Source organism: Pseudomonas sp. GW821-FHT09C08 (assembly GCF_059418125.1).
Map to the genome: position 1 here is coordinate 877,580 of NZ_JBWKPG010000002.1, position 25,248 is coordinate 902,827.

The 25,248-nt window shown below is 59.2% G+C and carries 22 protein-coding genes; 17 read left to right on the forward strand and 5 right to left on the reverse strand.

All coding sequences use genetic code 11. The features are described 5' to 3' along the window. Window positions 1-6: 6 nt before the first annotated feature. Both AC07OJ_RS10750 and AC07OJ_RS10755 read right to left on the reverse strand, forming a co-directional pair. On the reverse strand, window positions 7-795 hold the full coding sequence (locus AC07OJ_RS10750; RefSeq protein ID WP_065901571.1) for an MlaA family lipoprotein: 789 nt from the start codon (window positions 793-795) through the stop codon (window positions 7-9). Further along, window positions 788-2,086 (reverse strand): serine/threonine protein kinase, encoded by a 1,299-nt coding sequence (locus AC07OJ_RS10755; protein ID WP_065901569.1) that lies wholly within the window; start codon window positions 2,084-2,086, stop codon window positions 788-790. The genes AC07OJ_RS10750 and AC07OJ_RS10755 overlap by 8 nt, the downstream gene beginning before the upstream one ends. A 234-nt stretch (window positions 2,087-2,320) precedes the next feature. On the opposite strand from AC07OJ_RS10755, the gene AC07OJ_RS10760 reads away from it, so the two are divergent. Next, complete coding sequence (locus tag AC07OJ_RS10760; protein ID WP_065901568.1) at window positions 2,321-2,689, forward strand: hypothetical protein; 369 nt, start codon at window positions 2,321-2,323, stop codon at window positions 2,687-2,689. Window positions 2,690-2,759: 70 nt separating this feature from the next. Here AC07OJ_RS10760 and AC07OJ_RS10765 read toward each other — a convergent pair whose 3' ends face one another. Then, window positions 2,760-4,313 carry a glycoside hydrolase family 17 protein gene (locus AC07OJ_RS10765; RefSeq protein ID WP_065901567.1) on the reverse strand — a complete coding sequence of 518 codons (1,554 nt, stop codon included), beginning with the start codon at window positions 4,311-4,313 and terminating at the stop codon, window positions 2,760-2,762. Between the two features lie 332 nt (window positions 4,314-4,645). Here AC07OJ_RS10765 and AC07OJ_RS10770 point away from each other — a divergent pair, with 332 nt between their 5' ends. The 3 genes from AC07OJ_RS10770 (at window position 4,646) to AC07OJ_RS10780 (ending at window position 7,748) form a co-directional block, all read left to right on the forward strand. Beyond that, on the forward strand, window positions 4,646-5,497 hold the full coding sequence (locus tag AC07OJ_RS10770; RefSeq protein ID WP_065901566.1) for a glycine betaine ABC transporter substrate-binding protein: 852 nt from the start codon (window positions 4,646-4,648) through the stop codon (window positions 5,495-5,497). Window positions 5,498-5,781: 284 nt separating this feature from the next. Then, window positions 5,782-6,093, forward strand: coding sequence for a DUF485 domain-containing protein (locus AC07OJ_RS10775; protein WP_016972153.1), 312 nt, complete (start codon window positions 5,782-5,784; stop codon window positions 6,091-6,093). Beyond that, window positions 6,090-7,748: a cation acetate symporter gene (locus AC07OJ_RS10780; RefSeq protein ID WP_065901564.1), complete on the forward strand. Its 1,659-nt coding sequence runs from the start codon at window positions 6,090-6,092 to the stop codon at window positions 7,746-7,748. Before AC07OJ_RS10775 ends, AC07OJ_RS10780 begins: the two co-directional genes overlap by 4 nt. Window positions 7,749-8,117: 369 nt before the next feature. Here AC07OJ_RS10780 and gltA read toward each other — a convergent pair whose 3' ends face one another. Next, window positions 8,118-9,407, reverse strand: coding sequence for a citrate synthase (gltA, locus tag AC07OJ_RS10785; protein WP_014717728.1), 1,290 nt, complete (start codon window positions 9,405-9,407; stop codon window positions 8,118-8,120). A 364-nt stretch (window positions 9,408-9,771) separates the two neighbouring features. On the opposite strand from gltA, the gene sdhC reads away from it, so the two are divergent. The 11 genes from sdhC (at window position 9,772) to AC07OJ_RS10840 (ending at window position 23,741) form a co-directional block, all read left to right on the forward strand. Further along, the gene (sdhC, locus tag AC07OJ_RS10790) at window positions 9,772-10,146 is read left to right on the forward strand and encodes a succinate dehydrogenase, cytochrome b556 subunit (RefSeq protein WP_003172804.1); all 375 of its coding nucleotides are present in this window, start codon (window positions 9,772-9,774) and stop codon (window positions 10,144-10,146) included. Continuing rightward, window positions 10,140-10,508, forward strand: coding sequence for a succinate dehydrogenase, hydrophobic membrane anchor protein (sdhD, locus tag AC07OJ_RS10795; RefSeq protein ID WP_003172805.1), 369 nt, complete (start codon window positions 10,140-10,142; stop codon window positions 10,506-10,508). Before sdhC ends, sdhD begins: the two co-directional genes overlap by 7 nt. Before the next feature lie 3 nt (window positions 10,509-10,511). Continuing rightward, window positions 10,512-12,284, forward strand: a complete 1,773-nt coding sequence (gene sdhA, locus AC07OJ_RS10800) for a succinate dehydrogenase flavoprotein subunit (RefSeq protein ID WP_065901559.1) — start codon at window positions 10,512-10,514, stop codon at window positions 12,282-12,284. A gap of 11 nt (window positions 12,285-12,295) precedes the next feature. Continuing rightward, on the forward strand, window positions 12,296-13,000 hold the full coding sequence (locus AC07OJ_RS10805) for a succinate dehydrogenase iron-sulfur subunit (protein ID WP_003172807.1): 705 nt from the start codon (window positions 12,296-12,298) through the stop codon (window positions 12,998-13,000). A gap of 261 nt (window positions 13,001-13,261) precedes the next feature. Beyond that, the gene (locus AC07OJ_RS10810; RefSeq protein ID WP_065901555.1) at window positions 13,262-16,093 is read left to right on the forward strand and encodes a 2-oxoglutarate dehydrogenase E1 component; all 2,832 of its coding nucleotides are present in this window, start codon (window positions 13,262-13,264) and stop codon (window positions 16,091-16,093) included. A gap of 44 nt (window positions 16,094-16,137) precedes the next feature. After that, window positions 16,138-17,358 (forward strand): 2-oxoglutarate dehydrogenase complex dihydrolipoyllysine-residue succinyltransferase, encoded by a 1,221-nt coding sequence (odhB, locus tag AC07OJ_RS10815; protein WP_495094514.1) that lies wholly within the window; start codon window positions 16,138-16,140, stop codon window positions 17,356-17,358. Between the two features lie 99 nt (window positions 17,359-17,457). Then, window positions 17,458-18,894: a dihydrolipoyl dehydrogenase gene (gene lpdA, locus AC07OJ_RS10820; protein ID WP_065901549.1), complete on the forward strand. Its 1,437-nt coding sequence runs from the start codon at window positions 17,458-17,460 to the stop codon at window positions 18,892-18,894. Window positions 18,895-19,098: 204 nt separating this feature from the next. Next, window positions 19,099-20,265, forward strand: a complete 1,167-nt coding sequence (sucC, locus tag AC07OJ_RS10825) for an ADP-forming succinate--CoA ligase subunit beta (protein ID WP_003190011.1) — start codon at window positions 19,099-19,101, stop codon at window positions 20,263-20,265. Continuing rightward, entirely contained in the window at window positions 20,265-21,146 is an 882-nt protein-coding gene (sucD, locus tag AC07OJ_RS10830) for a succinate--CoA ligase subunit alpha (RefSeq protein WP_003172813.1), read from the forward strand. Before sucC ends, sucD begins: the two co-directional genes overlap by 1 nt. 417 nt (window positions 21,147-21,563) lie before the next feature. Further along, on the forward strand, window positions 21,564-22,877 hold the full coding sequence (brnQ, locus tag AC07OJ_RS10835; RefSeq protein ID WP_106804692.1) for a branched-chain amino acid transport system II carrier protein: 1,314 nt from the start codon (window positions 21,564-21,566) through the stop codon (window positions 22,875-22,877). Between the two features lie 126 nt (window positions 22,878-23,003). Then, on the forward strand, window positions 23,004-23,741 hold the full coding sequence (locus tag AC07OJ_RS10840; RefSeq protein WP_065901545.1) for a DUF599 domain-containing protein: 738 nt from the start codon (window positions 23,004-23,006) through the stop codon (window positions 23,739-23,741). A gap of 89 nt (window positions 23,742-23,830) precedes the next feature. On the opposite strand, the gene AC07OJ_RS10845 is transcribed toward AC07OJ_RS10840, so the two are convergent. Next, window positions 23,831-24,082: a hypothetical protein gene (locus tag AC07OJ_RS10845; protein ID WP_065901929.1), complete on the reverse strand. Its 252-nt coding sequence runs from the start codon at window positions 24,080-24,082 to the stop codon at window positions 23,831-23,833. Window positions 24,083-24,240: 158 nt separating this feature from the next. On the opposite strand from AC07OJ_RS10845, the gene AC07OJ_RS10850 reads away from it, so the two are divergent. Beyond that, the gene (locus AC07OJ_RS10850; RefSeq protein WP_065901542.1) at window positions 24,241-24,717 is read left to right on the forward strand and encodes a PaaI family thioesterase; all 477 of its coding nucleotides are present in this window, start codon (window positions 24,241-24,243) and stop codon (window positions 24,715-24,717) included. Further along, on the forward strand, window positions 24,714-25,166 hold the full coding sequence (locus AC07OJ_RS10855) for a PaaI family thioesterase (RefSeq protein ID WP_262133573.1): 453 nt from the start codon (window positions 24,714-24,716) through the stop codon (window positions 25,164-25,166). The genes AC07OJ_RS10850 and AC07OJ_RS10855 overlap by 4 nt, the downstream gene beginning before the upstream one ends. The last annotated feature ends 82 nt before the right edge of the window (window positions 25,167-25,248 follow it).

A 25,248-nucleotide genomic window follows, 5' to 3' on the forward strand; every position in this document is an offset into this window, starting at 1 on the left:
CGGTTACTACTCCGCAATCTGCAACTTACGCGACTCGGTATAGATATACCGCACCTTTTCATACTCGAACGGTGAGTTCATCTGCCCATAGCGGAAGCTGGTCTGGTAGCGCTTGTCGACCGCGCGCAGGGCCCAGATTTCCGGGTGGTTTTCGCTGACTTTGGACACGTTGAGGAAGTTGATCTCGGTCTCCGCGCCGTAATCGACCAGCAAGCCCGTGGTGTCACGCAGGTTCGACGGGCCGAAGATCGGCAGGACCAGGTACGCGCCGCCTGGCACGCCATAGAAGCCCAGGGTCTGGCCGAAGTCTTCGCTCTGGCGCGGCAGGCCCATGGCGGTGGCCGGGTCCCACAGGCCGGCGATGCCGATGGTGGTGTTGAGCAGCAGGCGCCCGGTGGTTTCCAGGGAACGGTGGCCCTTGAGCTGCAGCAGGCTGTTCAACAGGTTGGGCACGTCGCCCAGGTTGTTGAAGAAATTGCTCACGCCGGTGCGCAGAAAGCTCGGGGTGACGTAGCGGTAACCGTCGACCACCGGCAGGAACACCCATTGGTCGAAGCGGTAGTTGAAGTGGTACACGCGGCGGTTCCACGACTCCAGCGGGTCGTAGACGTTGAGCGCGGTCAGCGACGAACGCTCGAACTCGCGTTGGTCCAGGCCCGGGTTGAACTTGAGCTTGGTCAGCGGTTCCTTGAAGCCATCGGAGCCCACCACGGTAGGCGCATGGGCCTTGCTGTTGTCGGCGTTGGCCACGCCTGCGCACATCAAGGCGGCAAGCAGCAGAAGATATTTAGCCACGGAAGAACTCCAGCATGGCGTCGGCGTTGACGCGGTAATTGAGGTTGCCGCAGTGGCCGCCCAGCGGGTAGACGGTCAAGCGATCGCCGAAGGTTGTACGCAGGAAACCGAGGTCGCCGGGGCCCAGGATCACATCGTCGGCGTTGTGCATGACGGCGATTTTCGGGCTGTTGTGCAGGTAATCCTTGAGTGCATACAGGCTGACCTGGTCAACCAGTTGCAGCAGGCTGCCGCCATCGGAACGGGCGCGCCACATCGGGATGACCTGCTCGGTCAGGTAGCAGTCGAAATCGCATTGCAGCGCACGCTTGAGGAACGGCGTGAGGCTGGTGCCTTCGGTGATCGGGTATTTCGGCGGGATGATCAGGCCACGGCGGTTGATCAGGTCCGAAGTGAAGGCAATGTCGGCGGCCGAGAAGCGGAAGGAGGTGCCGATCAGCATGGCCATCTGTTCGTTGGTCAGGTGCTGCTTGGAGTTCTGGAAGTCGTAGAGCAGGGCGTCATTGAGGTCGATGTAGCCCTTTTGCTGGAAGTAGCGGGTGAGCTTGTTCAACACCAGCTCATAGAACGTGGTGGTGTTGTTGATGCCCTTGACCTCGGTCTGGACCAGTTTGTCGAGGTTGGTGATCGAGGTGTAGAGGTTGACTGGCGGGTTGAGCAGCAGCACTTTCTTGAAGTTGAAGCTGCGGCGGGTCTCGTCGAGCTTGCTGACAAAGGCCGCATCCAGGGCGCCGAGGCTGTAGCCGGTGAGGTAGAAGTCGGTTACCGGCAGCGAGGCATTCTGTGCACGCACGGCCTGCATCACGCGGTACATGTCTTCGGCGTCTTCCTGGCTGATCCCAGGGGTGGCAAAGCGCGAAGCCGAGGCGATGAAGTCGAAGCTGGTCGGCGACGACAGTTGCACCACGTGGTAGCCGGCCTGGTAATAGAGTTTTTTCAGGTATTCGTTGATGCTGCTGTCAAACCGCGCACCGGTACCGGCGATCAGGAAGATCAGCGGGGCGGCACGGTCCTGCTTGGCGATGCGGTAAGTCAGCTTCTTCACCGCCCAGAAGTTGTCCGGCAGGCTGAATTCGCGCTCGGGGCGCATGTTCAGGGTGTAGTCGGACTGGTTGATCTCGTCGTCGCTCGGCAATTTGGGCCGCAGGTCAGGCGGTGTGGTTGCGATGGTCGCTTCGAACGGGTTGGTCAAAGGGTAGCCATAGCTGGCTTGGTCGATATCGACGGCCAGTGCTGACGCACTCAAAAAAAGGCTGCCCAGCAAGGCAGCACAGCGCAAGGAACGGAGCATGACTTTATCCCTAAGAGGAAACGTGCTGAATGAAGTTCGCAGGCTATGACCACCGCGTTGCCACCGAAGTGCCAGCCCTCGGCACGAAAAGTCGGAAAAAACGTCGGAATCGGGGTAATAGTAGCCAGACGATACACTTTGGCACGCTTTGTTGAACAGTTATCTGCGTACACACCTTGCTAACGGCCGCCAGCGCATTAAGCTGAGCGCCGTTTTTGCCTATCGGAGTGCTCCATGTCTCGCCGCTTGCCGTTGATTTTGCTGCTTATCGCCTTGCCGTTGTGGCTGGCTGCCAGCTATGCCGCGCGTTATGGCTTCATGGAGGATGGCCAGTGGGTCGGCATCTGCGCGGATGAGGCCAGCCGCTGGGAATGCCAGGTGCGTTCGAACCTGGGCTTGATGATTCACTTCAAGGTGTTGGGCTGGGCGGCACTGGTGACGTCGGTGCTCGCGTTTTTCGTGCCGGGCCGTGCGGGGTGGGGATTGGCGGTGTTGGGGCTGGTGTTCGGGCTGCCGGCGCTGGCGCTGTACAACACCACCTTTGCGGTGTTTGCGGTGGTGATCGCGGGGTTGCGGTTGGTGCGCAAGAACAGGGCCGTCTGAATAGGCGCTAGCGCCGGCAAGCCAGCGCCTACGATCAAGTGTAGGCACTGGCTGGCCGACGAAGGCGGTGTTACGCCTTACGCACTCGCAGGCAGCGCCACAACGCTACAACCATGAGCAGGCTAACCACCGCCCAACCCCACGCCTGCTGGTTCAACAACCCTTCACGGTACAACTGCGGCGCAATGCCGGCGCCGATGATGAAGGTCAGCAGGGCAATCTCCCGGCGTGGCCCGGTCACCGGGCGTACCAGGTACACCAAGGCCGGCAATACCAGCGCTGCACTCGGGAAGCTGCGATAACGCGGGTCGAACACCAGCGCCAGCATCATCACGGCGCCAGCAAAGCCGGCGATTGCCACCAGCCAGCCCGCGCGCTGCTCCAGCCAGTTGAACGCCCGCTCGCGCCAACCTTCGCGAGCGCTCAAGGCCAGCGCAGCGTGGGCCAGCACCAGCAGGTTCAGCGCGACCAGTAACCCGGCCCATACCCACTCATCATTGAAACGCGCGGTCACGCGGGTCAGTTCAGCCCAGGTGCCGATGGAGCAGGCCGCCACTGCGCCCAGCAGCGGCAGGGCAAACGCGGCCCGGGTGCTGCGCACGCGACCGCCGAGCGCCAGCGTGCCCAGCAGGATAATCCCGCCCACCCCCAGCCACAGCGGCCAATACGGCACGTTGGTCACCGGGCCGGCAAGGATGCCCTTGTCCTGGCGATCGGCATCGAACAGGCCCCAGTAACCGCCGACGGCGCCTTCACTCGCGCGCTTCCACGGCTGGTCAAAGGCTTCGATCAGGTTGTAATGCCAGCCATTGGCTTCAGCCATGGCGACGAAACCCCGCATGAACTTGGCCTCATTGACCCGGCTCGGCACCGCCGTTTCGCGCTGGCGGCCTTCGCTCGGCCAGCCTGTCTCGCCGATCAACACGTCCTTGGGGGCAAACTTGTTGCCGAACGTCTGGCGTACATCGCCCACGTGCTTGAGCGCCTGGTCGATGCCAGACGGATCATCTTCCCAGTAGGGCAGCAAGTGAATGGTCAGGAAATCCACCGCCGGGGCGATTTCCGGGTGTTGCAGCCAGAACTCCCAGACATCGGCGTAGGTGACCGGCTGCTTGATCTGGCTTTTGACGGTATGGATCAGCGTCACCAGCTGTTTGGCGGTGACCTCCTTGCGCAGCAGGGCTTCATTGCCGACGATCACCGACGTCACCACATCAGGGTTGGCGTTGGCGGCAGCGATCAACGCGTGGATTTCTTTTTCGGTGGCAACCGGGTCACTGCTGACCCAGGCGCCGGCCATCAGCTTCAATCCATGCTTGCGCGCCATTTCCGGCAAGGCTTCCAGGCCGGTCATGGAGTAGGTGCGGATGCATTCGAAGCGGGTGGCCAGCAGGGCGAGGTCGGCATCCATGCGCTCGGGACGCAGCTTGAACGGCTGGTCGAAGGGCGATTGGTCTTTGTCGAACGGCGTGTAGGATGCACATTGCAGCTTGTGGCTGGCGCTGGCGACATCCGGCAGCACGACCGGGCGGCCGAGGCCGTACCAATAGCCAGCGAGGGCCAGCAGGCCGAGGATCAAGGCGAAGCAATAGGGCAGGGCAGGGAAGCGGGCGGTCGCGGGCATGGTCGGCTTATCTGGAGGAGCAAAGGCGCGCATCTTACCCGGATTTGCCCCGTCCCAGTGGGGCTGCATAATTTTGACATGCAAAGTTCGGGCGGGATTCCGGGTTCGAGTCCTACAAAACTTCCTACTGGCGATGTGATGTCGTTTCTTGCTTGCATGAGGTCGCTGACAGAGCAGGTCCGAGGTTCCGGCAGGTTGATGATCGAAGTGTCAGTTCTCCGCTGGCGGCGCACTACCGTGATTGATGCGCGTGAAGGGGGCGCGGTGCACCACATAACAACAGGTTGACGTCGCTCGGCATCCGTCGGGCGCAGCACTTTCGGGGAAGTACTATGAAGATGCGACGACTCTTGGGCGCGGCTGCCACGCTGGTAGTTGCGATGAGCTCCACACTGGCCAGTGCCGACAGCAAAACCCTGAGCATCGGCTACGTGGACGGTTGGTCGGACAGCGTTGCCACCACCCATGTGGCGGCAGAGGTGATCAAGGAAAAGCTCGGTTATGACGTGAAACTGCAGGCCGTCGCCACCGGGATCATGTGGCAGGGCGTGGCCACCGGCAAGCTCGACGCCATGCTTTCCGCGTGGTTGCCCGTGACCCACGGCGAGTACTGGGCCAAGAACAAGGACAAGGTGGTCGACTACGGCCCCAACTTCAAGGATGCGAAGATCGGCCTGATCGTACCGGAGTACGTCAAGGCCAAGTCCATCGAAGACCTCAAGACCGACACCACCTTCAAGAACAAGATCGTCGGCATCGACGCCGGCTCAGGCGTGATGCTCAAGACCGACGAGGCGATCAAGGCCTATGGCCTGGACTACAAGCTGCAAGCCAGTTCGGGCGCCGCGATGATCGCCGAGCTGACCCGTGCCGAAGACAAACAGGAATCCATTGCGGTCACCGGTTGGGTGCCACACTGGATGTTCGCCAAGTGGAAACTGCGTTTCCTGGACGATCCAAAAGGGATTTATGGTGCTGCTGAAACCGTCAACAGCATCGGCAGCAAGGGCCTGGAGAAGAAAGCGCCGGAAGTCGCAGCCTTCCTGAAGAAATTCCAGTGGGCCTCCAAGGACGAAATCGGCGAAGTCATGCTGGCGATTCAAGAGGGCGCCAAGCCTGACGCAGCGGCCAAGGATTGGGTCGCCAAGCACCCTGAGCGGGTGGCCGAGTGGGTGGGTAAATAAGGGTTAACCCTGTAGAAGTGACGCAGCAGGCCTAATGTGGGAGCGGGCTTGCTCGCGAATGCGGTGTGTCAGTCAGCACATTTATTGACTGATGTACGGCATTCGCGAGCAAGCCCGCTCCCACATTTTTTTGCCTGCATTCGGGCTGTTGTTTATTTGTTGACTGAAAAACTTGCGAAGTTGCTATCTCGCTCTACTACTAAGGTCGTCTGGAACCTGTCCCGCAGCCGCATACAGTGGATACGTTCCAATAATAAAAAAGCTGTGCTGCGAGGATAAAAACAATGAACGACAGCATTTACCTCTCGATTCAAAACAGCCCGCGTTTCAAGGAGCTGGTCAGAAAAAGGGAAAGGTTCGCCTGGATTCTCTCGGCGATCATGCTAGGGCTTTACTCCGCTTTCATCCTGTTGATCGCCTATGGGCCACAAGTGCTGGGGGCCAAGCTCAGCCCCGGTTCGTCGATTACCTGGGGCATTCCCCTGGGCGTCGGGCTGATTGTGTCTGCCTTTATCCTGACCGGCATCTACGTGCGCCGGGCCAATGGCGAGTTTGACGACCTGAACAATGCGATTCTCAAGGAGGCTGCGCAATGATCCGGCGTCTACTGGCAATATTCGGCGCGTCGCTGTTTGCGCCTGCTCTTTGGGCGGCGGACGCATTGACCGGTGAAGTGCACAAGCAACCGTTGAACGTCTCGGCCATCGTGATGTTTGTCGCGTTTGTCGGTGCCACCCTGTGCATCACCTACTGGGCTTCCAAGCGCAACAAGTCGGCGGCCGACTACTATGCGGCCGGCGGCAAGATCACCGGCTTCCAGAATGGCCTGGCGATTGCCGGCGACTATATGTCGGCGGCGTCTTTCCTGGGTATTTCCGCTCTGGTGTTCACCTCCGGCTACGACGGCCTGATCTACTCGATCGGCTTCCTGGTGGGCTGGCCGATCATTCTGTTCCTGATCGCCGAGCGCCTGCGTAACCTGGGCAAGTACACCTTTGCCGACGTGGCGTCCTACCGCCTGGGCCAGACCCAGATCCGCAGCCTGTCGGCATGTGGCTCGCTGGTGGTGGTGGCGTTCTACCTGATCGCGCAGATGGTCGGTGCCGGCAAGCTGATCCAGCTGCTGTTCGGCCTGGACTACCATGTCGCCGTGATCCTGGTCGGTATCCTGATGTGCCTGTATGTGCTGTTCGGCGGCATGCTGGCGACCACCTGGGTGCAGATCATCAAGGCCGTACTGTTGCTGTCCGGTGCCTCGTTCATGGCGCTGATGGTGATGAAGCACGTCAACTTCGACTTCAACACGCTGTTCGCCGAAGCGATCAAGGTTCACCCTAAAGGTGAGGCGATCATGAGCCCTGGCGGCTTGGTCAAAGACCCGATCTCGGCATTCTCCCTGGGGCTTGCGCTGATGTTCGGTACCGCTGGCCTGCCGCACATCCTGATGCGCTTCTTCACCGTAAGCGACGCCAAGGAAGCGCGTAAGAGCGTGCTGTATGCCACAGGCTTCATCGGTTACTTCTATATCCTGACCTTTATCATCGGCTTCGGCGCGATCCTGCTGGTCAGCACCAACCCGGCGTTCAAGGATGCTGCAGGCGCCTTGCTCGGCGGTAACAATATGGCGGCAGTGCACCTGGCCAACGCGGTGGGTGGCAGTATCTTCCTGGGCTTCATCTCGGCCGTGGCGTTTGCCACCATCCTGGCAGTGGTTGCCGGTTTGACCCTGGCGGGTGCCTCGGCGGTGTCCCATGACCTGTATGCCAGCGTGATCAAGAAAGGCAAGGCCAACGAGAAGGATGAGATTCGCGTGTCGAAGATCACCACCATCGCCCTGGCTGTATTGGCGATCGGCTTGGGTATCCTGTTCGAAAGCCAGAACATCGCGTTCATGGTCGGCCTGGCGTTCTCGATTGCCGCCAGCTGTAACTTCCCGGTACTGCTGCTTTCCATGTACTGGAAAAACCTCACCACCCGTGGCGCCATGATTGGCGGCTGGCTGGGCCTGGTCAGTGCGGTTGGCCTGATGATCCTTGGCCCGACCATCTGGGTCTCGATCCTGCACCACGAAAAAGCCATCTTCCCGTACGAGTACCCGGCGCTGTTCTCGATGATCATCGCGTTCGTGGGCATCTGGTTCTTCTCCATCACCGACAAGTCGGCGGCGGCAGAGAAAGAGCGTGCGCTGTACTTCCCGCAGTTTGTGCGTTCGCAGACTGGCCTGGGAGCGAGTGGGGCGGTTAACCACTAATCGCTGTAGCTGTTACAAAAAAATGCCCCGGTCGTGAGATCGGGGCATTTTTTTGCTTTTATTGGTAACGGATACGACAAAACTGTTTCTCAAATCCTGCAGCAATAAAACTGCCTGGCGAGGCCGTTTTCACCCCTGTGCACGGTGACGCTGACTGTCACGTGATGCATTCCCCCGCAGAACGTAGGAACGGTCAGCCACGACCCATTGCAGGGGGCGGCTTGCCGGTGATGGCAGCCTGACGCTGTCCTTGCGGGCATCATCGCCGGCAATCCGGCTCCTGCAGTGGGGGAGGGGCTGTTGGGGGCTGCAGAAACAAATAAGGCCTCCAGATGAGGCCTTATTCAGTGCAAGGAGGCAGTCAGCTGCTTACTTGCGATCTTCCAGCTTGGTGATGTCACGCGACTCGTAGCCGGTGTACAGCTGGCGCGGGCGGCCAATCTTGTACGGGCTGGAGAGCATTTCTTTCCAGTGGGAGATCCAGCCCACGGTCCGCGCCAGGGCGAAGATCACGGTGAACATGCTGGTTGGAATGCCGATCGCCTTGAGGATGATCCCCGAGTAGAAGTCGACGTTCGGGTACAGCGAGCGTTCGATGAAGTACGGGTCGGTCAGGGCGATCTCTTCCAGGCGCATGGCCAGTTCGAGTTGCGGATCGTTCTTGATCCCCAGTTCCTTCAGGACTTCGTCGCAGGTCTGCTTCATCACGGTGGCGCGCGGGTCACGGTTCTTGTAGACGCGGTGACCGAAGCCCATCAGCTTGAACGGATCGTTCTTGTCCTTGGCCTTGGCGATGAAGGTGTCGATGTTCGAGACATCGCCGATTTCATCGAGCATGGTCAGTACGGCTTCGTTCGCACCGCCGTGGGCAGGGCCCCACAGTGCGGCGATACCGGCGGCGATACAGGCGAACGGGTTGGCACCCGAAGAACCGGCCAGGCGTACGGTAGAGGTGGAGGCGTTCTGCTCGTGGTCGGCGTGGAGGATGAAGATCCGGTCCATTGCTTTGGCCAGCACCGGGCTGATCGGTTTGATCTCGCACGGAGTGTTGAACATCATGTGCAGGAAGTTTTCCGCGTAGGTCAGGTCGTTGCGCGGGTACATCATGGGTTGGCCCATGGAGTACTTGTAGACCATCGCGGCCAGGGTCGGCATCTTGGCAACCAGGCGGATCGCGGAGATTTCGCGATGCTGCGGGTTATTGATGTCCAGGGAGTCGTGATAGAAGGCCGACAGGGCGCCGACCACGCCGCACATGACGGCCATCGGGTGGGCGTCGCGACGGAAGCCGTTGAAGAAGGTCTTCAACTGCTCGTGAACCATGGTGTGGTTCTTCACGGTGCTGACGAACTGCGCTTTCTGCTCGGCTGTTGGCAATTCGCCATTTAGCAGCAGGTAGCAGGTTTCCAGGTAGTCCGATTTCTCAGCCAGTTGCTCGATCGGGTAGCCCCGGTGCAGCAGAATGCCATTATCGCCATCGATATAGGTGATCTTCGACTCGCAAGAGGCGGTCGACATGAAGCCTGGGTCGAATGTGAAACGGCCCGTGGCCGTCAGGCCCCGTACGTCGATAACATCGGGACCAACGGTGCCGGTTAAAATGGGCAGCTCGACGGGGGCTGCGCCCTCGATGATCAACTGCGCTTTTTTGTCAGCCATGTGGCCTCCTATTTATGCTTCAAATCATCAGACAGACCCCCCACGCAGGGCCCGCACCACTATAGTGAGATAAATTCAGATGTCAATTTGCCTAAAGTCTTGCTCCAGAAGGCTTTAACCGTACTTTTTCCTCGAAATTGACTGCCATTTACGCCTTTTATCCCGCCAGCGCAATCAGCTATTAGGGTGAGGAGCGCGCGTTGTCATTAGTAACCTAACTGTCTATACTCGGCCACCGACCGCCAAGGGCTTTTGGGCTTGCTTTCATTGGGGGTCGCACTCCCTGGGTGGTGCTTACCTGACCAGTGCACTCCCCAACAACTTTGCCCTGATTGTTAGGGGCTCTTCAGTGTGAAAAAAAGCCGTGAATAGCCAACGACCTGTAAACCTAGACCTAAGGACCATCAAACTCCCCATCACCGGCGTTACGTCGTTCCTGCACCGTGTTTCCGGCATCATCCTGTTCCTGGGCTTGGGCATCATGCTTTATGCATTGAGCAAATCCCTGGGTTCCGAGGAAGGATACGCCGAGGTGAAGGCATGCTTGACCAGCCCGCTGGCCAAGTTCGTAGCATGGGGCCTCCTGTCCGCTCTGCTGTATCACCTGGTAGCCGGTGTGCGCCACTTGATCATGGATATGGGCATCGGTGAGACGCTGGAAGGCGGCCGACTGGGCTCGAAAATCATCATCGCCATTTCCGTGGTGCTGATCGTTCTGGCAGGAGTTTGGATATGGTAACCAGCGTTACGAATCTGTCGCGTTCGGGCCTCTATGACTGGATGGCACAGCGTGTGTCTGCGGTCGTTCTCGCGGCTTATTTCATTTTCCTGATCGGATACCTCGTCGCAAACCCGGGCATTGGCTATGAGCAATGGCACGGCCTGTTTTCCCACAATGCGATGCGAATCTTCAGTCTGCTGGCACTTGTAGCCCTGGGCGCACACGCCTGGGTCGGCATGTGGACCATCGCGACCGACTACCTGACGCCGATGGCGCTGGGCAAGTCCGCGACTGCAGTACGTTTCCTCTTCCAGGCAGTATGCGGCGTCGCGATGTTCGCTTACTTCGTCTGGGGTGTGCAGATTCTTTGGGGTATCTGATTCATGGCTAACATTCCAACTATTTCATTCGACGCCATCATTATTGGTGGCGGCGGTGCTGGCATGCGCGCAGCGCTGCAGCTGGCCCAGGGCGGTCACAAGACTGCCGTGATCACCAAGGTGTTCCCGACGCGTTCCCACACCGTCTCGGCCCAGGGTGGCATCACCTGCGCCATCGCCTCCGCCGACCCGAACGATGACTGGCGCTGGCACATGTACGATACCGTCAAGGGTTCCGACTACATCGGTGACCAGGACGCTATCGAATACATGTGTCAGGAAGGCCCGGCTGCCGTATTCGAGCTGGACCACATGGGTCTGCCGTTCTCGCGTACCGAGCAAGGTCGTATCTACCAGCGTCCATTCGGCGGCCAGTCGAAGGATTACGGTAAAGGCGGCCAGGCTGCCCGTACCTGCGCTGCGTCCGACCGTACCGGTCACGCGCTGCTGCACACCCTTTATCAGGGCAACCTGAAAGCCGGCACCACCTTCCTGAACGAGTACTACGCGGTTGACCTGGTCAAGAACGCGCAAGGCGAGTTCGTCGGCGTGATCGCCATCTGCATCGAAACCGGTGAAACCACCTACATCCGCGCCAAGGCGACTGTCCTGGCGACCGGCGGTGCAGGTCGTATCTACGCGTCGACCACCAATGCCCTGATCAACACCGGTGACGGCGTTGGCATGGCCCTGCGTGCTGGCGTGCCGGTGCAAGACATCGAGATGTGGCAGTTCCACCCGACCGGTATCGCCGGCGCGGGCGTACTGGTTACCGAAGGTTGCCGTGGTGAAGGTGGTTACCTGATCAACAAGCACGGCGAGCGTTTCATGGAGCGTTATGCTCCGAACGCGAAAGACCTGGCGGGTCGTGACGTTGTTGCCCGTTCGATGGTCAAGGAAATCATCGCCGGCAACGGCTGTGGCCCGAACGGCGACCACGTACTGCTCAAGCTCGATCACCTCGGCGAAGAAGTGCTGCACAGCCGCCTGCCAGGTATCTGCGAGCTGTCCAAGACCTTTGCTCACGTTGACCCGGTGGTTGCTCCGGTGCCGGTTGTTCCGACTTGCCACTATATGATGGGCGGCGTGCCGACCAACATTCATGGCCAGGCGATCACCCAGAACGCCGAAGGCCAGGATGAAATCATCCACGGTCTGTTCGCCGTAGGCGAAGTGGCTTGCGTATCGGTTCACGGTGCCAACCGCCTGGGCGGCAACTCGCTGCTCGACCTGGTGGTATTCGGCCGTGCTGCTGGCCTGCACCTGGAAAAAGCGCTGACCGACGGCATCGAATACGATGACGCGACCGACGCCAACATCGAGGCCGCCCTGGCGCGCCTGAACGCTCTGAACGAGCGTACCGATGGCGAAGACGTGGCGACCCTGCGTCGCGAGCTGCAAAGCTGCATGCAGAACTACTTCGGTGTATTCCGTACCGGCGAATACATGCAGAAGGGGATTGCCCAGCTGGCTGACCTGCGCAAGCGCATCGCCAACGTCAAGATCAACGATAAGAGCCAGGCCTTCAACACCGCTCGTATCGAAGCTCTTGAGCTGCAAAACCTGCTCGAAGTGGCTGAAGCGACTGCGATCGCCGCCGAGGTTCGTAAAGAATCCCGTGGTGCTCACGCTCGTGAAGACTTTGAAGATCGCGACGACGAAAACTGGCTGTGCCACACCCTGTACTTCCCGGGTGACAAGCGCGTTGCCAAGCGTGCCGTGAACTTCTCGCCGAAGACGGTTCCGACGTTTGAACCGAAGATTCGGACTTACTAAGGGTGGCTGCCATGTTGAAAGTCAGTGTTTACCGCTACAACCCTGATCAGGACGCTGCGCCGTTCATGCAGGAATTCCAGGTCGATACCGGTGGTAAAGACCTGATGGTGCTGGATGTATTGGCACTGATCAAAGAGCAGGACGAAGGTTTCTCCTATCGTCGCTCTTGCCGTGAAGGTGTGTGCGGTTCCGACGGCATGAACATCAACGGCAAAAACGGCCTGGCGTGCATCACGCCACTGTCCGCTGTCGTCAAAGGCAACAAGCTGATCGTTCGTCCTCTGCCAGGTTTGCCGGTTATCCGTGACCTGGTCGTCGATATGAGCATCTTCTACAAGCAATACGAGAAAGTTAAGCCGTTCCTGCAGAACGATACTCCGGCTCCGGCCATCGAGCGTCTGCAGTCCCCGGAAGAGCGTGAAAAGCTCGACGGTCTGTACGAGTGCATCCTGTGCGCTTGCTGCTCGACGTCGTGCCCATCCTTCTGGTGGAACCCGGACAAGTTCCTGGGTCCAGCTGCCCTGCTGCAAGCGTACCGCTTCCTGGCAGACAGCCGTGACACCAAGACGTCCGAGCGTCTGGCTTCGCTGGATGACCCGTTCAGCGTATTCCGCTGCCGCGGGATCATGAACTGCGTCAACGTATGTCCCAAAGGCCTGAACCCGACTAAGGCCATTGGTCACATCCGTAACATGCTGCTGCAAAGCGGCGTGTAACGACGTTGTAGTAAAAGCAGGACCGTTGTGCCCGTAAATGCTACGGCGCAGGCTTCAACCGGCGCCGTAGTTTTAACTTGAGCAGCGACTTACAAAGCCGCGGCTCTTATTTTGAAGAAATGAGACAAGCAGGGGCATTCGGGTTGGTACCCGAACTATCAGCGTGATCCTAAGTGGCTTGTTTTGGTCGCTGCACTTGGCCTTTTGCAAGCAAACTCGGTGTTTTCGCCGGTGGTGTCCCCAAATCGAGGGTGACCAAGCATGCAAGAAAGCGTGATGCAGCGCATGTGGAACAGCGGCTATCTTTCAGGTGGTAACGCTGCCTATGTGGAAGAGCTTTATGAGCTCTACCTGCACGACCCTAACGCTGTGCCAGAAGAATGGCGCACCAAATTTCAGACGTTGTCTTCAGACGGCAACGCTGCCACCGATGTATCGCACGCAACAATTCGCGATCAGTTTGTGCTGCTGGCAAAGAACCAGCGCCGCGCCCAACCGGTTTCCGCCGGCAGCGTGAGCAGTGAGCACGAGAAGAAGCAAGTTGAAGTATTGCGACTGATCCAGGCCTACCGGATGCGTGGCCACCAGGCGGCCCAGCTTGACCCGCTGGGGCTCTGGCAGCGTCCTGCACCTGCTGACCTGTCGATCAATCATTACGGCTTGACCAATGCCGATCTTGATACGACCTTCCGTGCCGGCGACCTGTTCATCGGCAAAGAGGAAGCGAGCCTACGCGAAATTCACGAAGCGTTGCAGCAGACATATTGCCGCACCATTGGCGCTGAGTTCACGCACATCACCGATTCCGAGCAACGCCACTGGTTCCAGCATCGCCTGGAAGGCGTGCGTGGCCGTCCGGTGCTGTCTGCCGACGTGCGCAGCCACCTGCTGGAGCGCGTGACCGCAGCTGAAGGTCTCGAGAAATACCTGGGTACCAAATACCCGGGCACCAAGCGTTTCGGCCTGGAAGGCGGCGAAAGCCTGATTCCGATGCTCGACGAGTTGATCCAGCGTTCCGGTTCCTACGGCACCAAGGAAATCGTGATCGGCATGGCTCACCGTGGTCGCCTGAACGTGTTGGTCAACACGTTCGGCAAGAACCCGCGCGAGCTGTTCGACGAGTTCGAAGGCAAGAAGAAGGTCGAGCTGGGCTCCGGTGACGTTAAGTACCACCAGGGTTTCTCGTCCAACGTGATGACCACCGGCGGTGAAGTTCACCTGGCCATGGCGTTCAACCCATCCCACCTGGAAATCGTTTCTCCAGTGGTCGAGGGTTCAGTACGTGCTCGCCAGGATCGTCGTAACGACACCACCGGCGAGAAGGTCCTGCCGATTTCCATCCACGGTGACGCGGCATTCGCCGGTCAGGGCGTGGTCCTGGAAACCTTCCAGATGTCGCAGACTCGCGGCTTCAAGACGGGCGGTACCGTTCACATCGTCATCAACAACCAGGTGGGCTTCACCATCAGCAACCCGTTGGACGCGCGTTCCACCGAGTACGCCACCGACGTTGCCAAGATGATCCAGGCGCCGATCCTCCATGTGAATGGTGATGATCCGGAAGCCGTGCTGTTCGTGACCCAACTGGCCATCGACTACCGCATGCAGTTCAAGCGTGACGTGGTGATCGACCTGGTTTGCTACCGCCGTCGTGGTCACAACGAAGCCGATGAACCAAGCGGCACCCAGCCGTTGATGTACCAGCAGATCACCAAGCAGCGCACCACCCGTGAGCTGTACGCCGAAAGCCTGACCAAGGCCGGCGTGGTTGACGATGCGCGTGTTCAGGCGAAAGTCGACGAATACCGCAACGCGCTGGACAACGGTCTGCATGTAGTGAAAAGCCTGGTCAAGGAGCCGAACAAAGAGTTGTTCGTGGACTGGCGTCCTTACCTGGGCCACGCCTGGACTGCACGTCACGATACCTCGTTCGACTTGAAGACCCTGCAGGAACTGTCTGCCAAGCTGCTGGAAATTCCAGAAGGCTTCGTCGTACAGCGCCAGGTCTCGAAGATCTACGAAGATCGTCAGAAGATGCAAGCCGGCGGCCTGCCGATCAACTGGGGTTACGCCGAAACCATGGCGTACGCTACCCTGGCGTTCGAAGGTCACCCGATCCGCATGACCGGCCAGGACATCGGCCGTGGTACGTTCTCGCACCGTCACGCGGTATTGCACAACCAGAAAGACGCCAGCACCTACGTACCGCTGCAACACCTGTACGAAGGCCAGCCGCGTTTCGACCTGTACGATTCGTTCCTGTCCGAGGAAGCCGTACTGGCGTTCGAATATGGCTACTCGACCACCACGCCGAACGCGCTGGTGATCTGGGAAGCCCAGTTCGGCGACTTCGCCAACGGTGCCCAGGTGGTTATCGACCAGTTCATCACCAGCGGCGAGCACAAGTGGGGCCGTCTGTGCGGTCTGACCATGCTGCTGCCACACGGTTATGAAGGTCAGGGGCCGGAGCACTCCTCGGCCCGTCTGGAGCGTTACCTGCAGCTGTGCGCCGAGCACAACATCCAGGTGTGCGTGCCGACTACCCCGGCCCAGATCTACCACTTGCTGCGTCGCCAGGTGATCCGCCCGCTGCGCAAGCCGTTGGTAGTGCTGACGCCGAAGTCGCTGCTGCGTCATAAATTGGCCATCTCGACCCTGGAAGATCTGGCTGACGGCTCGTTCCAGACCGTGATTCCAGAAATCGACACGCTGGACGCCGCCAAGGTCACTCGCCTGATCCTGTGCAGCGGCAAGGTCTACTACGACTTGCTGGAAAAACGCCGTGCAGAAGGCCGCGAAGACATCGCCATCGTGCGTATCGAGCAGCTTTACCCGTTCCCGGAAGACGACCTGATGGAGGCCATCGCGCCTTACACCAACCTCACCAACGTGGTGTGGTGTCAGGAAGAACCGATGAACCAGGGCGCGTGGTACAGCAGCCAGCATCACCTGCGTCGCAGCATCGGTAACCACAACAAGGCCCTGGGCCTGGAGTACGCCGGTCGTGATGCTTCTGCTGCACCTGCGTGTGGTTATGCGTCGATGCACGCCGAGCAGCAGGAAAAACTGCTGCAAGATGCTTTCACTGTTTAACGCCTTCGCGCTGACTGAAACCGAATTTTAAGGACCCACAGATAATGGCTATCGAAATCAAAGCCCCGTCATTCCCGGAATCGGTTGCCGATGGCACCGTTGCCACCTGGCACAAGAAACCAGGTGAGGCCGTCAAGCGTGACGACCTGATCGTCGACATCGAGACCGACAAAGTCGTGCTGGAAGTGTTGGCCGAAGCTGACGGCGTACTGGGCGCAATCGTTGCCGAAGAAGGCGCTACCGTGCTGTCGAACCAGGTTCTGGGCTCGATCGAAGAGGGCAGTGCTGCCGCCGCCGCTCCAGCCGCTGCTGCACCGGCTGCTGCTCCAGCCGCTGCTGCTCCGGCTGCGGGTGGCGAAGATCCAATCGCTGCACCGGCTGCGCGTCAGTTGGCTGAAGAAAACGGCATCAACCTGGCTTCCATCAAAGGCACCGGCAAAGACGGCCGTGTGACCAAGGAAGACGTGGTTGCCGCTGTTGAAGCCAAGAAAAACGCACCGGCTGCCGCACCTGCCAAGGCTGCTGCCCCGGCTGCTGCTGCTCCTGTGTTCGCTGCTGGCGACCGCACCGAGAAGCGTGTGCCGATGACTCGCGTACGTGCCACCGTGGCCAAGCGCCTGGTTGAAGCACAGTCGAACATGGCGATGCTGACCACCTTCAACGAAGTCGACATGACTGAAGTCATGGCCCTGCGTTCGAAGTACAAGGACCTGTTCGAGAAGTCCCACAACGGCGTGCGCCTGGGCTTCATGTCGTTCTTCGTGAAAGCGGCCACCGAAGCGCTGAAACGCTTCCCGGCTGTCAACGCTTCCATCGACGGTAACGACATCGTTTACCATGGCTATGCAGACGTCGGCGTTGCCGTGTCCAGCGACCGTGGCCTGGTGGTTCCAGTACTGCGTAACGCCGAGCTGATGAGCCTGGCTGAAATCGAAGGCGGCATCGCGACCTTCGGCAAGAAAGCCCGTGACGGCAAGCTGACCATCGACGAGATGACCGGCGGTACCTTCACCATCACCAACGGTGGTACCTTCGGTTCGATGATGTCGACCCCGATCGTCAACCCGCCACAAGCCGCGATCCTGGGCATGCACAACATCATCCAGCGTCCGATGGCCATCAACGGCCAAGTCGTGATCCGCCCAATGATGTACCTGGCACTGTCTTACGATCACCGCCTGATCGATGGTAAAGAAGCCGTGACTTTCCTGGTGACCATCAAGAACCTGCTGGAAGACCCGGCTCGTCTGCTGCTGGACATCTAAAGACGCAGCTGCAAGTTGCGAGCTACAAGCTGTAGGAAAAAGCAGCTTGGCTTGCAGCTTGTCGCTTGAAGCTTGTCGCTGAATAGAGGATCTATTTTCATGACACAGAAATTTGACGTTGTAGTGATTGGTGCAGGTCCTGGCGGCTACGTTGCCGCCATCAAGGCCGCACAACTGGGCCTCTCGACTGCTTGCATCGAAAAATACACCGACAAGGAAGGCAAACTGGCACTGGGCGGTACCTGCCTGAACGTTGGTTGCATTCCTTCCAAGGCGCTGCTGGACAGCTCCTGGAAATTCCACGAAGCCCAAGACGGCTTCGCGATCCACGGCATCAACCATGCTGGCGTGACCATGGACGTGCCAGCAATGGTCGGCCGTAAAGCCAACATCGTCAAAGGCCTGACTTCCGGCGTTGCGACCCTGTTCAAGGCCAACGGCGTTACTTCCCTGCAAGGCCACGGCAAACTGCTGGCCGGCAAGAAAGTTGAAATCACCAAGCCAGACGGTTCGGTTGAAGTCATCGAAGCCGAGAACGTGATCCTGGCGCCAGGTTCGCGTCCAATCGACATTCCACCGGCTCCAGTCGACCAGAACGTGATCGTTGATTCGACCGGCGCCCTGGAATTCCAATCGGTTCCAAAACGCCTGGGCGTGATCGGCGCTGGCGTGATCGGCCTGGAACTGGGTTCGGTCTGGTCCCGCCTGGGTTCTGAAGTGACCGTGCTGGAAGCCCTGGACACGTTCCTGCTGGCTGCCGACACTGCGGTGTCCAAAGAAGCGCTGAAAACCCTGACCAAGCAAGGTCTGGACATCAAGCTGGGCGCACGCGTGACCGGCTCCAAGGTCAACGGCGAAGAAGTTGTCGTGACCTACACCGACAAGGATGGCGAACAGACCATCACTTTCGACAAGCTGATCGTAGCCGTGGGTCGTCGTCCGGTGACCACCGACCTGCTGGCTTCCGACAGCGGCGTGAACATCGACGAGCGTGGTTTCATCCACGTTGACGATCACTGCGCAACCACCGTTCCTGGCGTGTACGCCATTGGTGACGTGGTGCGTGGCATGATGCTGGCGCACAAGGCTTCCGAAGAAGGCATCATGGTTGTCGAGCGCATCAAGGGCCACAAAACCCAGATGAACTACGACCTGATCCCGTCGGTTATCTACACCCACCCGGAAATTGCATGGGTCGGCAAGAACGAACAGCAGTTGAAAGCTGAAGGCGTTGAAGTTAACGTCGGCACCTTCCCGTTTGCCGCTTCTGGCCGTGCCATGGCAGCCAACGACACCGGTGGTTTTGTCAAAGTCATCGCTGATGCCAAGACTGACCGCGTATTGGGCGTCCACGTGATCGGCCCAAGCGCTGCAGAACTGGTTCAGCAAGGCGCAATCGGTATGGAATTCGGCACCAGTGCCGAGGACCTGGGCATGATGGTCTTCTCCCATCCGACCCTGTCCGAAGCGTTGCACGAAGCAGCGTTGGCAGTGAATGGCGGCGCCATCCACATCGCCAACCGCAAGAAGCGCTAAGCGAGATAATAAGAAACCACGGCGGAGTTGCCCGTCGTGAGCCTTGCGCGCAAGACTCACCGCGGAATATCCGCTGGACGCAGCCTTGCGCAGCTTTACGGGCCTTGAGCCCTGCAAGTTGCGCAAGCAGCAGTCACAGGTGGCGCGGCACTCATAATGAGCGCAGCGCCGAATGCGCAGTACCTAACGAAGACGGTAAAAAGCATGAATCTTCACGAGTATCAGGGTAAGCAGCTGTTCGCTGAATACGGCCTGCCAGTTTCCAAGGGCTACGCAGTAGACACCCCGGAAGCAGCAGCAGAAGCTTGCGACAAAATCGGCGGCAGCGAGTGGGTTGTCAAAGCCCAGGTCCACGCCGGTGGTCGCGGTAAAGCGGGCGGCGTTAAGCTGGTTCGCAGCAAAGAAGACGCCAAGGCCTTCGCACAGCAGTGGCTGGGCAAGCGTCTGGTGACTTACCAGACTGATGCCAATGGCCAGCCAGTCACCAAGATCCTGGTTGAATCGTGCACTGATATCGCTAAAGAGCTGTACCTGGGCGCTGTCGTTGACCGTTCGAGCCGTCGCATCGTGTTCATGGCTTCCACCGAAGGTGGCGTGGACATCGAGAAGATCGCTCACGAAACCCCAGAAAAAATTCTGAAAGCCACTATCGATCCACTGGTTGGCGCTCAGCCATTCCAGGGTCGCGAGCTGGCTTTCCAGTTGGGTCTGGAAGGCAAGCAAGTTGCCCAGTTCGCCAAGATCTTCGTTGGTCTGGCCAAACTGTTCCAGGATCACGATCTGGCCCTGCTGGAAGTGAACCCGCTGGTGATCAAGGCTGACGGCGATCTGCACTGCCTCGACGCCAAGATCAACATCGACGCCAACGCCATGTACCGTCAGCCTAAGCTGAAGACTTTCCACGATCCGTCGCAAGACGATCCGCGCGAAGCGCACGCTGCCAAGTTCGAACTGAACTACGTAGCCCTGGAAGGTAACATCGGTTGCATGGTCAACGGTGCTGGCCTGGCCATGGGTACCATGGACATCGTCAACCTGCATGGCGGCAAACCAGCCAACTTCCTCGACGTGGGCGGTGGTGCTACCAAAGAACGCGTTACCGAAGCCTTCAAGATCATCCTGTCCGACTCCAACGTCGCTGCAGTACTGGTCAACATCTTCGGCGGCATCGTTCGTTGCGACATGATTGCCGAAGGCATCATCGGTGCAGTGAAAGAAGTTGGCGTTAAAATCCCGGTTGTTGTTCGCCTTGAAGGTAACAACGCTGAACTGGGCGCTAAAGTACTGGCAGAAAGCGGTTTGAACATCATCGCGGCTACCAGCCTGACCGACGCTGCTCAACAAGTTGTCAAAGCTGCGGAGGGCAAATAATGAGCGTCCTGATCAATAAAGACACCAAAGTTATCTGCCAGGGTATTACCGGTTCGCAAGGTAGTTTCCACACCCAGCAAGCCATCGAATACGGCACCAAGATGGTTGGCGGCGTAACTCCGGGCAAAGGCGGCACCGAGCACCTGGGCCTGCCAGTGTTCAACACCGTGAAAGACGCTGTAGCAGCCACTGGCGCCACCGCCAGCGTGATCTACGTTCCAGCTCCTTTCTGCAAGGACTCGATCCTGGAAGCAGCATTCGGCGGCATCAAGCTGATCGTGTGCATCACCGAAGGCATTCCTACCCTGGACATGCTGGACGCTAAAGTTAAGTGCGACGAGCTGGGCGTAGTCCTGATCGGCCCTAACTGCCCAGGCGTGATCACTCCAGGCGAATGCAAGATCGGCATCATGCCAGGTCACATTCACTTGCCAGGTAAAGTCGGTATCGTTTCGCGTTCCGGCACCCTGACCTACGAAGCTGTGAAGCAGACCACTGACGCCGGTTTCGGTCAGTCGACTTGCGTCGGCATCGGCGGTGACCCGATCCCAGGCTCGAACTTCATCGACATCCTGAAGCTGTTCCAGGAAGACCCGAAGACCGAAGCGATCGTCATGATCGGTGAGATCGGCGGTTCGGCTGAAGAAGAAGCGGCTGCCTATATCAAGGCACACGTGACCAAGCCGGTTGTTTCCTACATCGCTGGTGTGACTGCCCCTGCGGGCAAGCGCATGGGCCATGCTGGCGCAATCATCTCTGGCGGCAAAGGCACTGCAGACGAGAAATTCGCTGCACTGCAAGACGCAGGCGTTAAAACCGTGCGTTCGCTGGCAGACATCGGCAAGGCCCTGGCCGAGCTGACCGGTTGGGCTGTCAAGTAAGCCTCGCGCTTAGCTGACGCTTCACCACGCAAAGGCCACCTTCGGGTGGCCTTTGTGCTTTCTGCAGGTTGCTGAAAATCAAAATGTGGGAGCGGGCTTGCTCGCGAATGCGGTCTATCAGTTGATACATTCAGTGCTGACCCACCGCATTCGCGAGCAAGCCCGCTCCCACATTCGATTGCGTTCCAGCATTTAGATATACAGATGCGACATCAAAGTGTCGCTTATCGGACAGTCCGCCCCGCAACAGTGCGTTTGTCAGGCTAATTCTGTAATCTAGCCGCCTCTTTATGCGTCCGCATCCCAAAAGGAAGCTGCGCGCTAGACCGGTCGGTCCCCATCAGGGCCGGCAGTATTTCCCTCATCCATAGGGAATCCCTCTCTAAATTCCGATTCAGTAGTGTGGTATTTCCTCAAATGAAAGTGTTGAAAAGCCAGGATGTCCTGGCGCTGGGCTTCATGACGTTTGCCCTGTTCGTGGGCGCTGGCAACATCATCTTCCCGCCAATCGTTGGTTTGCAGTCCGGGCCTCACGTCTGGATGGCAGCGCTGGGTTTCCTGATCACTGCGGTGGGCCTGCCGGTGGTCACCGTGATCGCCCTGGCCAAGGTCGGCGGCGGCATGGACGCGTTGAGCAGCCCGATCGGCAAGATCGCCGGTGGCTTGCTCGCGGCGGCGGCGTATCTGGCGGTAGGGCCGCTGTTCGCCACCCCGCGTACCGCAACCGTGTCGTTTGAAGTCGGCCTGGCGCCGTTGACCGGTGAAAGTCCGCTGGCACTGTTTCTCTACAGCTCGGTGTATTTCCTGGTGGTGTTCTTCGTCTCCCTCTATCCGGGCCGACTGCTGGACACCGTGGGGCGTTTTCTCGCGCCGCTGAAAATCATCGCGCTGGCGATCCTCGGCATCGCCGCGTTTGCCCTGCCGGCCGGCGAAGTGGGCGTGGCTACCCCTGAGTACGTGGCTGCGCCGTTCTCCCAGGGCTTTATCAATGGTTACCTGACCATGGACACCCTGGGCGCGCTGGTGTTTGGCATCGTGATCGTCAACGCGATCCGTTCCCGTGGCGTCGAGTCGCCCAAGCTGATCACCCGCTACGCGATCATTGCCGGCCTGATTGCTGGCGTCGGCCTGGCACTGGTCTACATCAGTCTGTTCCGCCTCGGTTCGGGCAGCCATGCAGTGGCTGCCGGTGCCAGTAACGGCGCTGCGGTATTGCACGCCTACGTGCAGCACACGTTCGGTTCGCTGGGCAGCGGCTTCCTCGCGGTGCTGATCTCCCTCGCGTGCCTGGTCACTGCGGTGGGCCTCACCTGCGCCTGCGCCGAGTATTTCAGCCGCGTCCTGCCGCTGTCCTACAAGGCCCTGGTGGTGATCCTCGCGCTATTCTCGCTGTTCGTGTCGAACCTGGGCCTGACCAAGCTGATTGCGTTCTCGATCCCGGTGCTCACCGCGATCTACCCGCCGTGCATCGTGCTGGTGGCCTTGAGCTTCTGCAAAGATTTCTGGCAGGAACAGGGTCGTATCGTCGGTCCGGTGATGCTGGTGTCGTTCATCTTCGGTTGCATCGACGCACTCAAGGGCGCTGGCCTGGCCGATTGGATGCCGTCGCAACTGGCGCACCTGCCGTTGAGCGAGCAGGGCCTGGCATGGTTGGTGCCTTCGGTGATGACCTTGGGCGTGGCGTTCGTGATTGATCGCATGCTGGGCAAGCGCAGCGAAGCGCTCGCTTAAATAGCCGGCTTCACGCTACATGGAAATGCCCCGTATCAATCGATACGGGGCATTTTTTATGTGTTTGCAACACGATCCCGTAGGAGCCGGCTTGTATTCACCCAACCATCGCTTAATAGGACCCCCATGTCGTTCGTCGAAACCAATCAGATCCACCTGCTTGCCGCCCTCTGGTTTGTCCTGTGCTGGGGCGGCTACACCCGCTATGCCACCTGGAAGGCCCGGGACACTGCGTGCCTGGCCAGTGTGCTGCATCTGTATCGCGAAGACTGGATGCGCCGCATGCTGCTGCGCGACAACCGCATCGCCGACGCCAGTGTGATCGGCAACCTGGAACGCAACGCGTCGTTCTTTGCCTCCAGCACCTTGATCATCCTGGCCGGCATTCTCACCGTGCTCGGTGCCTCAGAGCGCGCGGTGTCGCTGCTGGCTGACATTCCCATGGTGCAGCAGGCGTCCCAGGGCATGTCGGAGATCAAGCTGCTGTGCCTGGCCCTGGTGTTCGTCTATGCGTTCTTCACGTTCAGTTGGTGCATGCGCCAGTACAACTTTGCGGCAGTGCTGGTCGGCTCGGCGCCGATGGTGGGGGAGCGGCATGTGTCGGAGCAGGAGCGCAAGGCGTTTGCGCTACGCGCGGCGCGGGTGATCTCCATGGCTGCCAACCAGTTCAACTTCGGCCTGCGCGCTTATTACTTCGGCATGACCATGCTGGCGTGGTTTGTCAGCCCCTGGTTGTTCATGTTGATGAGTGCCGGGGTGGTGGTCGTGTTGTACCGTCGCGAGTTTCATTCCGACGTACTGCAAGTGATGGTGTATACCCAGACGGACACACCGCCGCCGGAGGCGGTTAAAGAGTCGGCTTAAGTAACCTTGAAATAAAAACACCAGGCAAAGTAAAGCCCGCTATCTAAGCGGGCTTTCTTTTTGCAGCCAAGCTATTTCAAGCCGCGGTATCAAGAACCGCTGGCAGGGGTAGCAGGTGCTGCTTCTTTCGCGGCGGCTTCGTTCGATTCAGCCTGAGCTTTGGCAGCATCGGCGTTTTCTTTCGCAGCGTCGTTCACTTTATCCTGAGCCTTCGCCATATCTTTTTGAGCTTGCTCGGAATGTGCGGCGGCGTCTTGGGCTTTGTCTTCGGATTTCTTATCGCAGGCAGCGAGACCGAGGGCAGCGGCCAACATCATGGAAATAGCTAAAGTCTTGCGCATGGGGTGTTTCTCCTTATTGAAGATATCTACTGGCCTTTCGAGCATGGGCGTTCTGCATTAGTTCCTTTAATTCCACAGATATATAAACCACCGGTGCTAAGGAACTTTCCTGCCCGCCGGCTATTGCACCGATCATCACTAATAAGAGTCTTCCACGAATGACCGAAAATCCCTTGTTAGAGCGTGCGTCGCGCTTTGTATCAGCCTTGCGCCATTGTCAGGTGCTGGGCATCACCGCTCATCAGGCCAGCGAGGAGGGCATCACGCTGCTCATGCCTTATGCGCCGCAACTGGTCGGCGACCCGCGGACCGGCGTCATTCACGGTGGCGCATTGACCTCCCTGATGGACACCGCCTGCGGCATGGCCACCCTGTGCGTGTTGCCGGAGTTCGAGGTGTGCCCGACTCTCGACCTGCGTATCGACTACATGCATCCCGCCGCACCGCACCAGCCTGTCTATGGATTTGCCCAATGCTACCGGGTGACCACCGACGTGATCTTCACGCGCGGCTTTGCCTACCAGGATGACCCACAACAGCCCATCGCCCATGTCGTCGGCACGTTCATGCGCATGGGCAAGCGTCTCAAAGGGGCGCAAGGGTTGAGCAACACGATCAAGGGAGAGCAGGCATGACCCATCGATTCAAGACGCGCCTGGAGCAGGCCCATGAACGCGGCGATTATGCAGCGCTGCTCGAACTGATCCCCTACGCCAAGCTGATCGGTATCGAATGCACCCGGCTTGGGGATGAACTGCTGTTCCGCCTGCCGGCCAACAAGGACAATATTGGTAACCCGATATTGCCGGCGCTGCATGGCGGGGTCATCGCAGGCTTCATGGAGTTGTCTGCCGCGCTGCATCTGCTGGTGTTCACCGGCGCGCCGGGCTTCCCGAAAATCATCGATTTCTCCCTCGATTACCTGCGTGCCGGGCAGTTTCGCGACACCTACGCCAAATGCCAGGTGTGGCGCCAGGGCCGAAGGGTGGCGAATGTGGCGATCACCGCCTGGCAAAGCACGCAGGCTGAGCCCATCGCCACCGCCCGCGCGCATTTCAAGATTGAGGAAGTCGACCGCCCTTGAAATCCTGCTCTTAGCCCCCAACTTTGATGACAACCCGCCGCCAACCCTCAAGGGCGCGGCCACTGCCATCCAATTGGAGTTT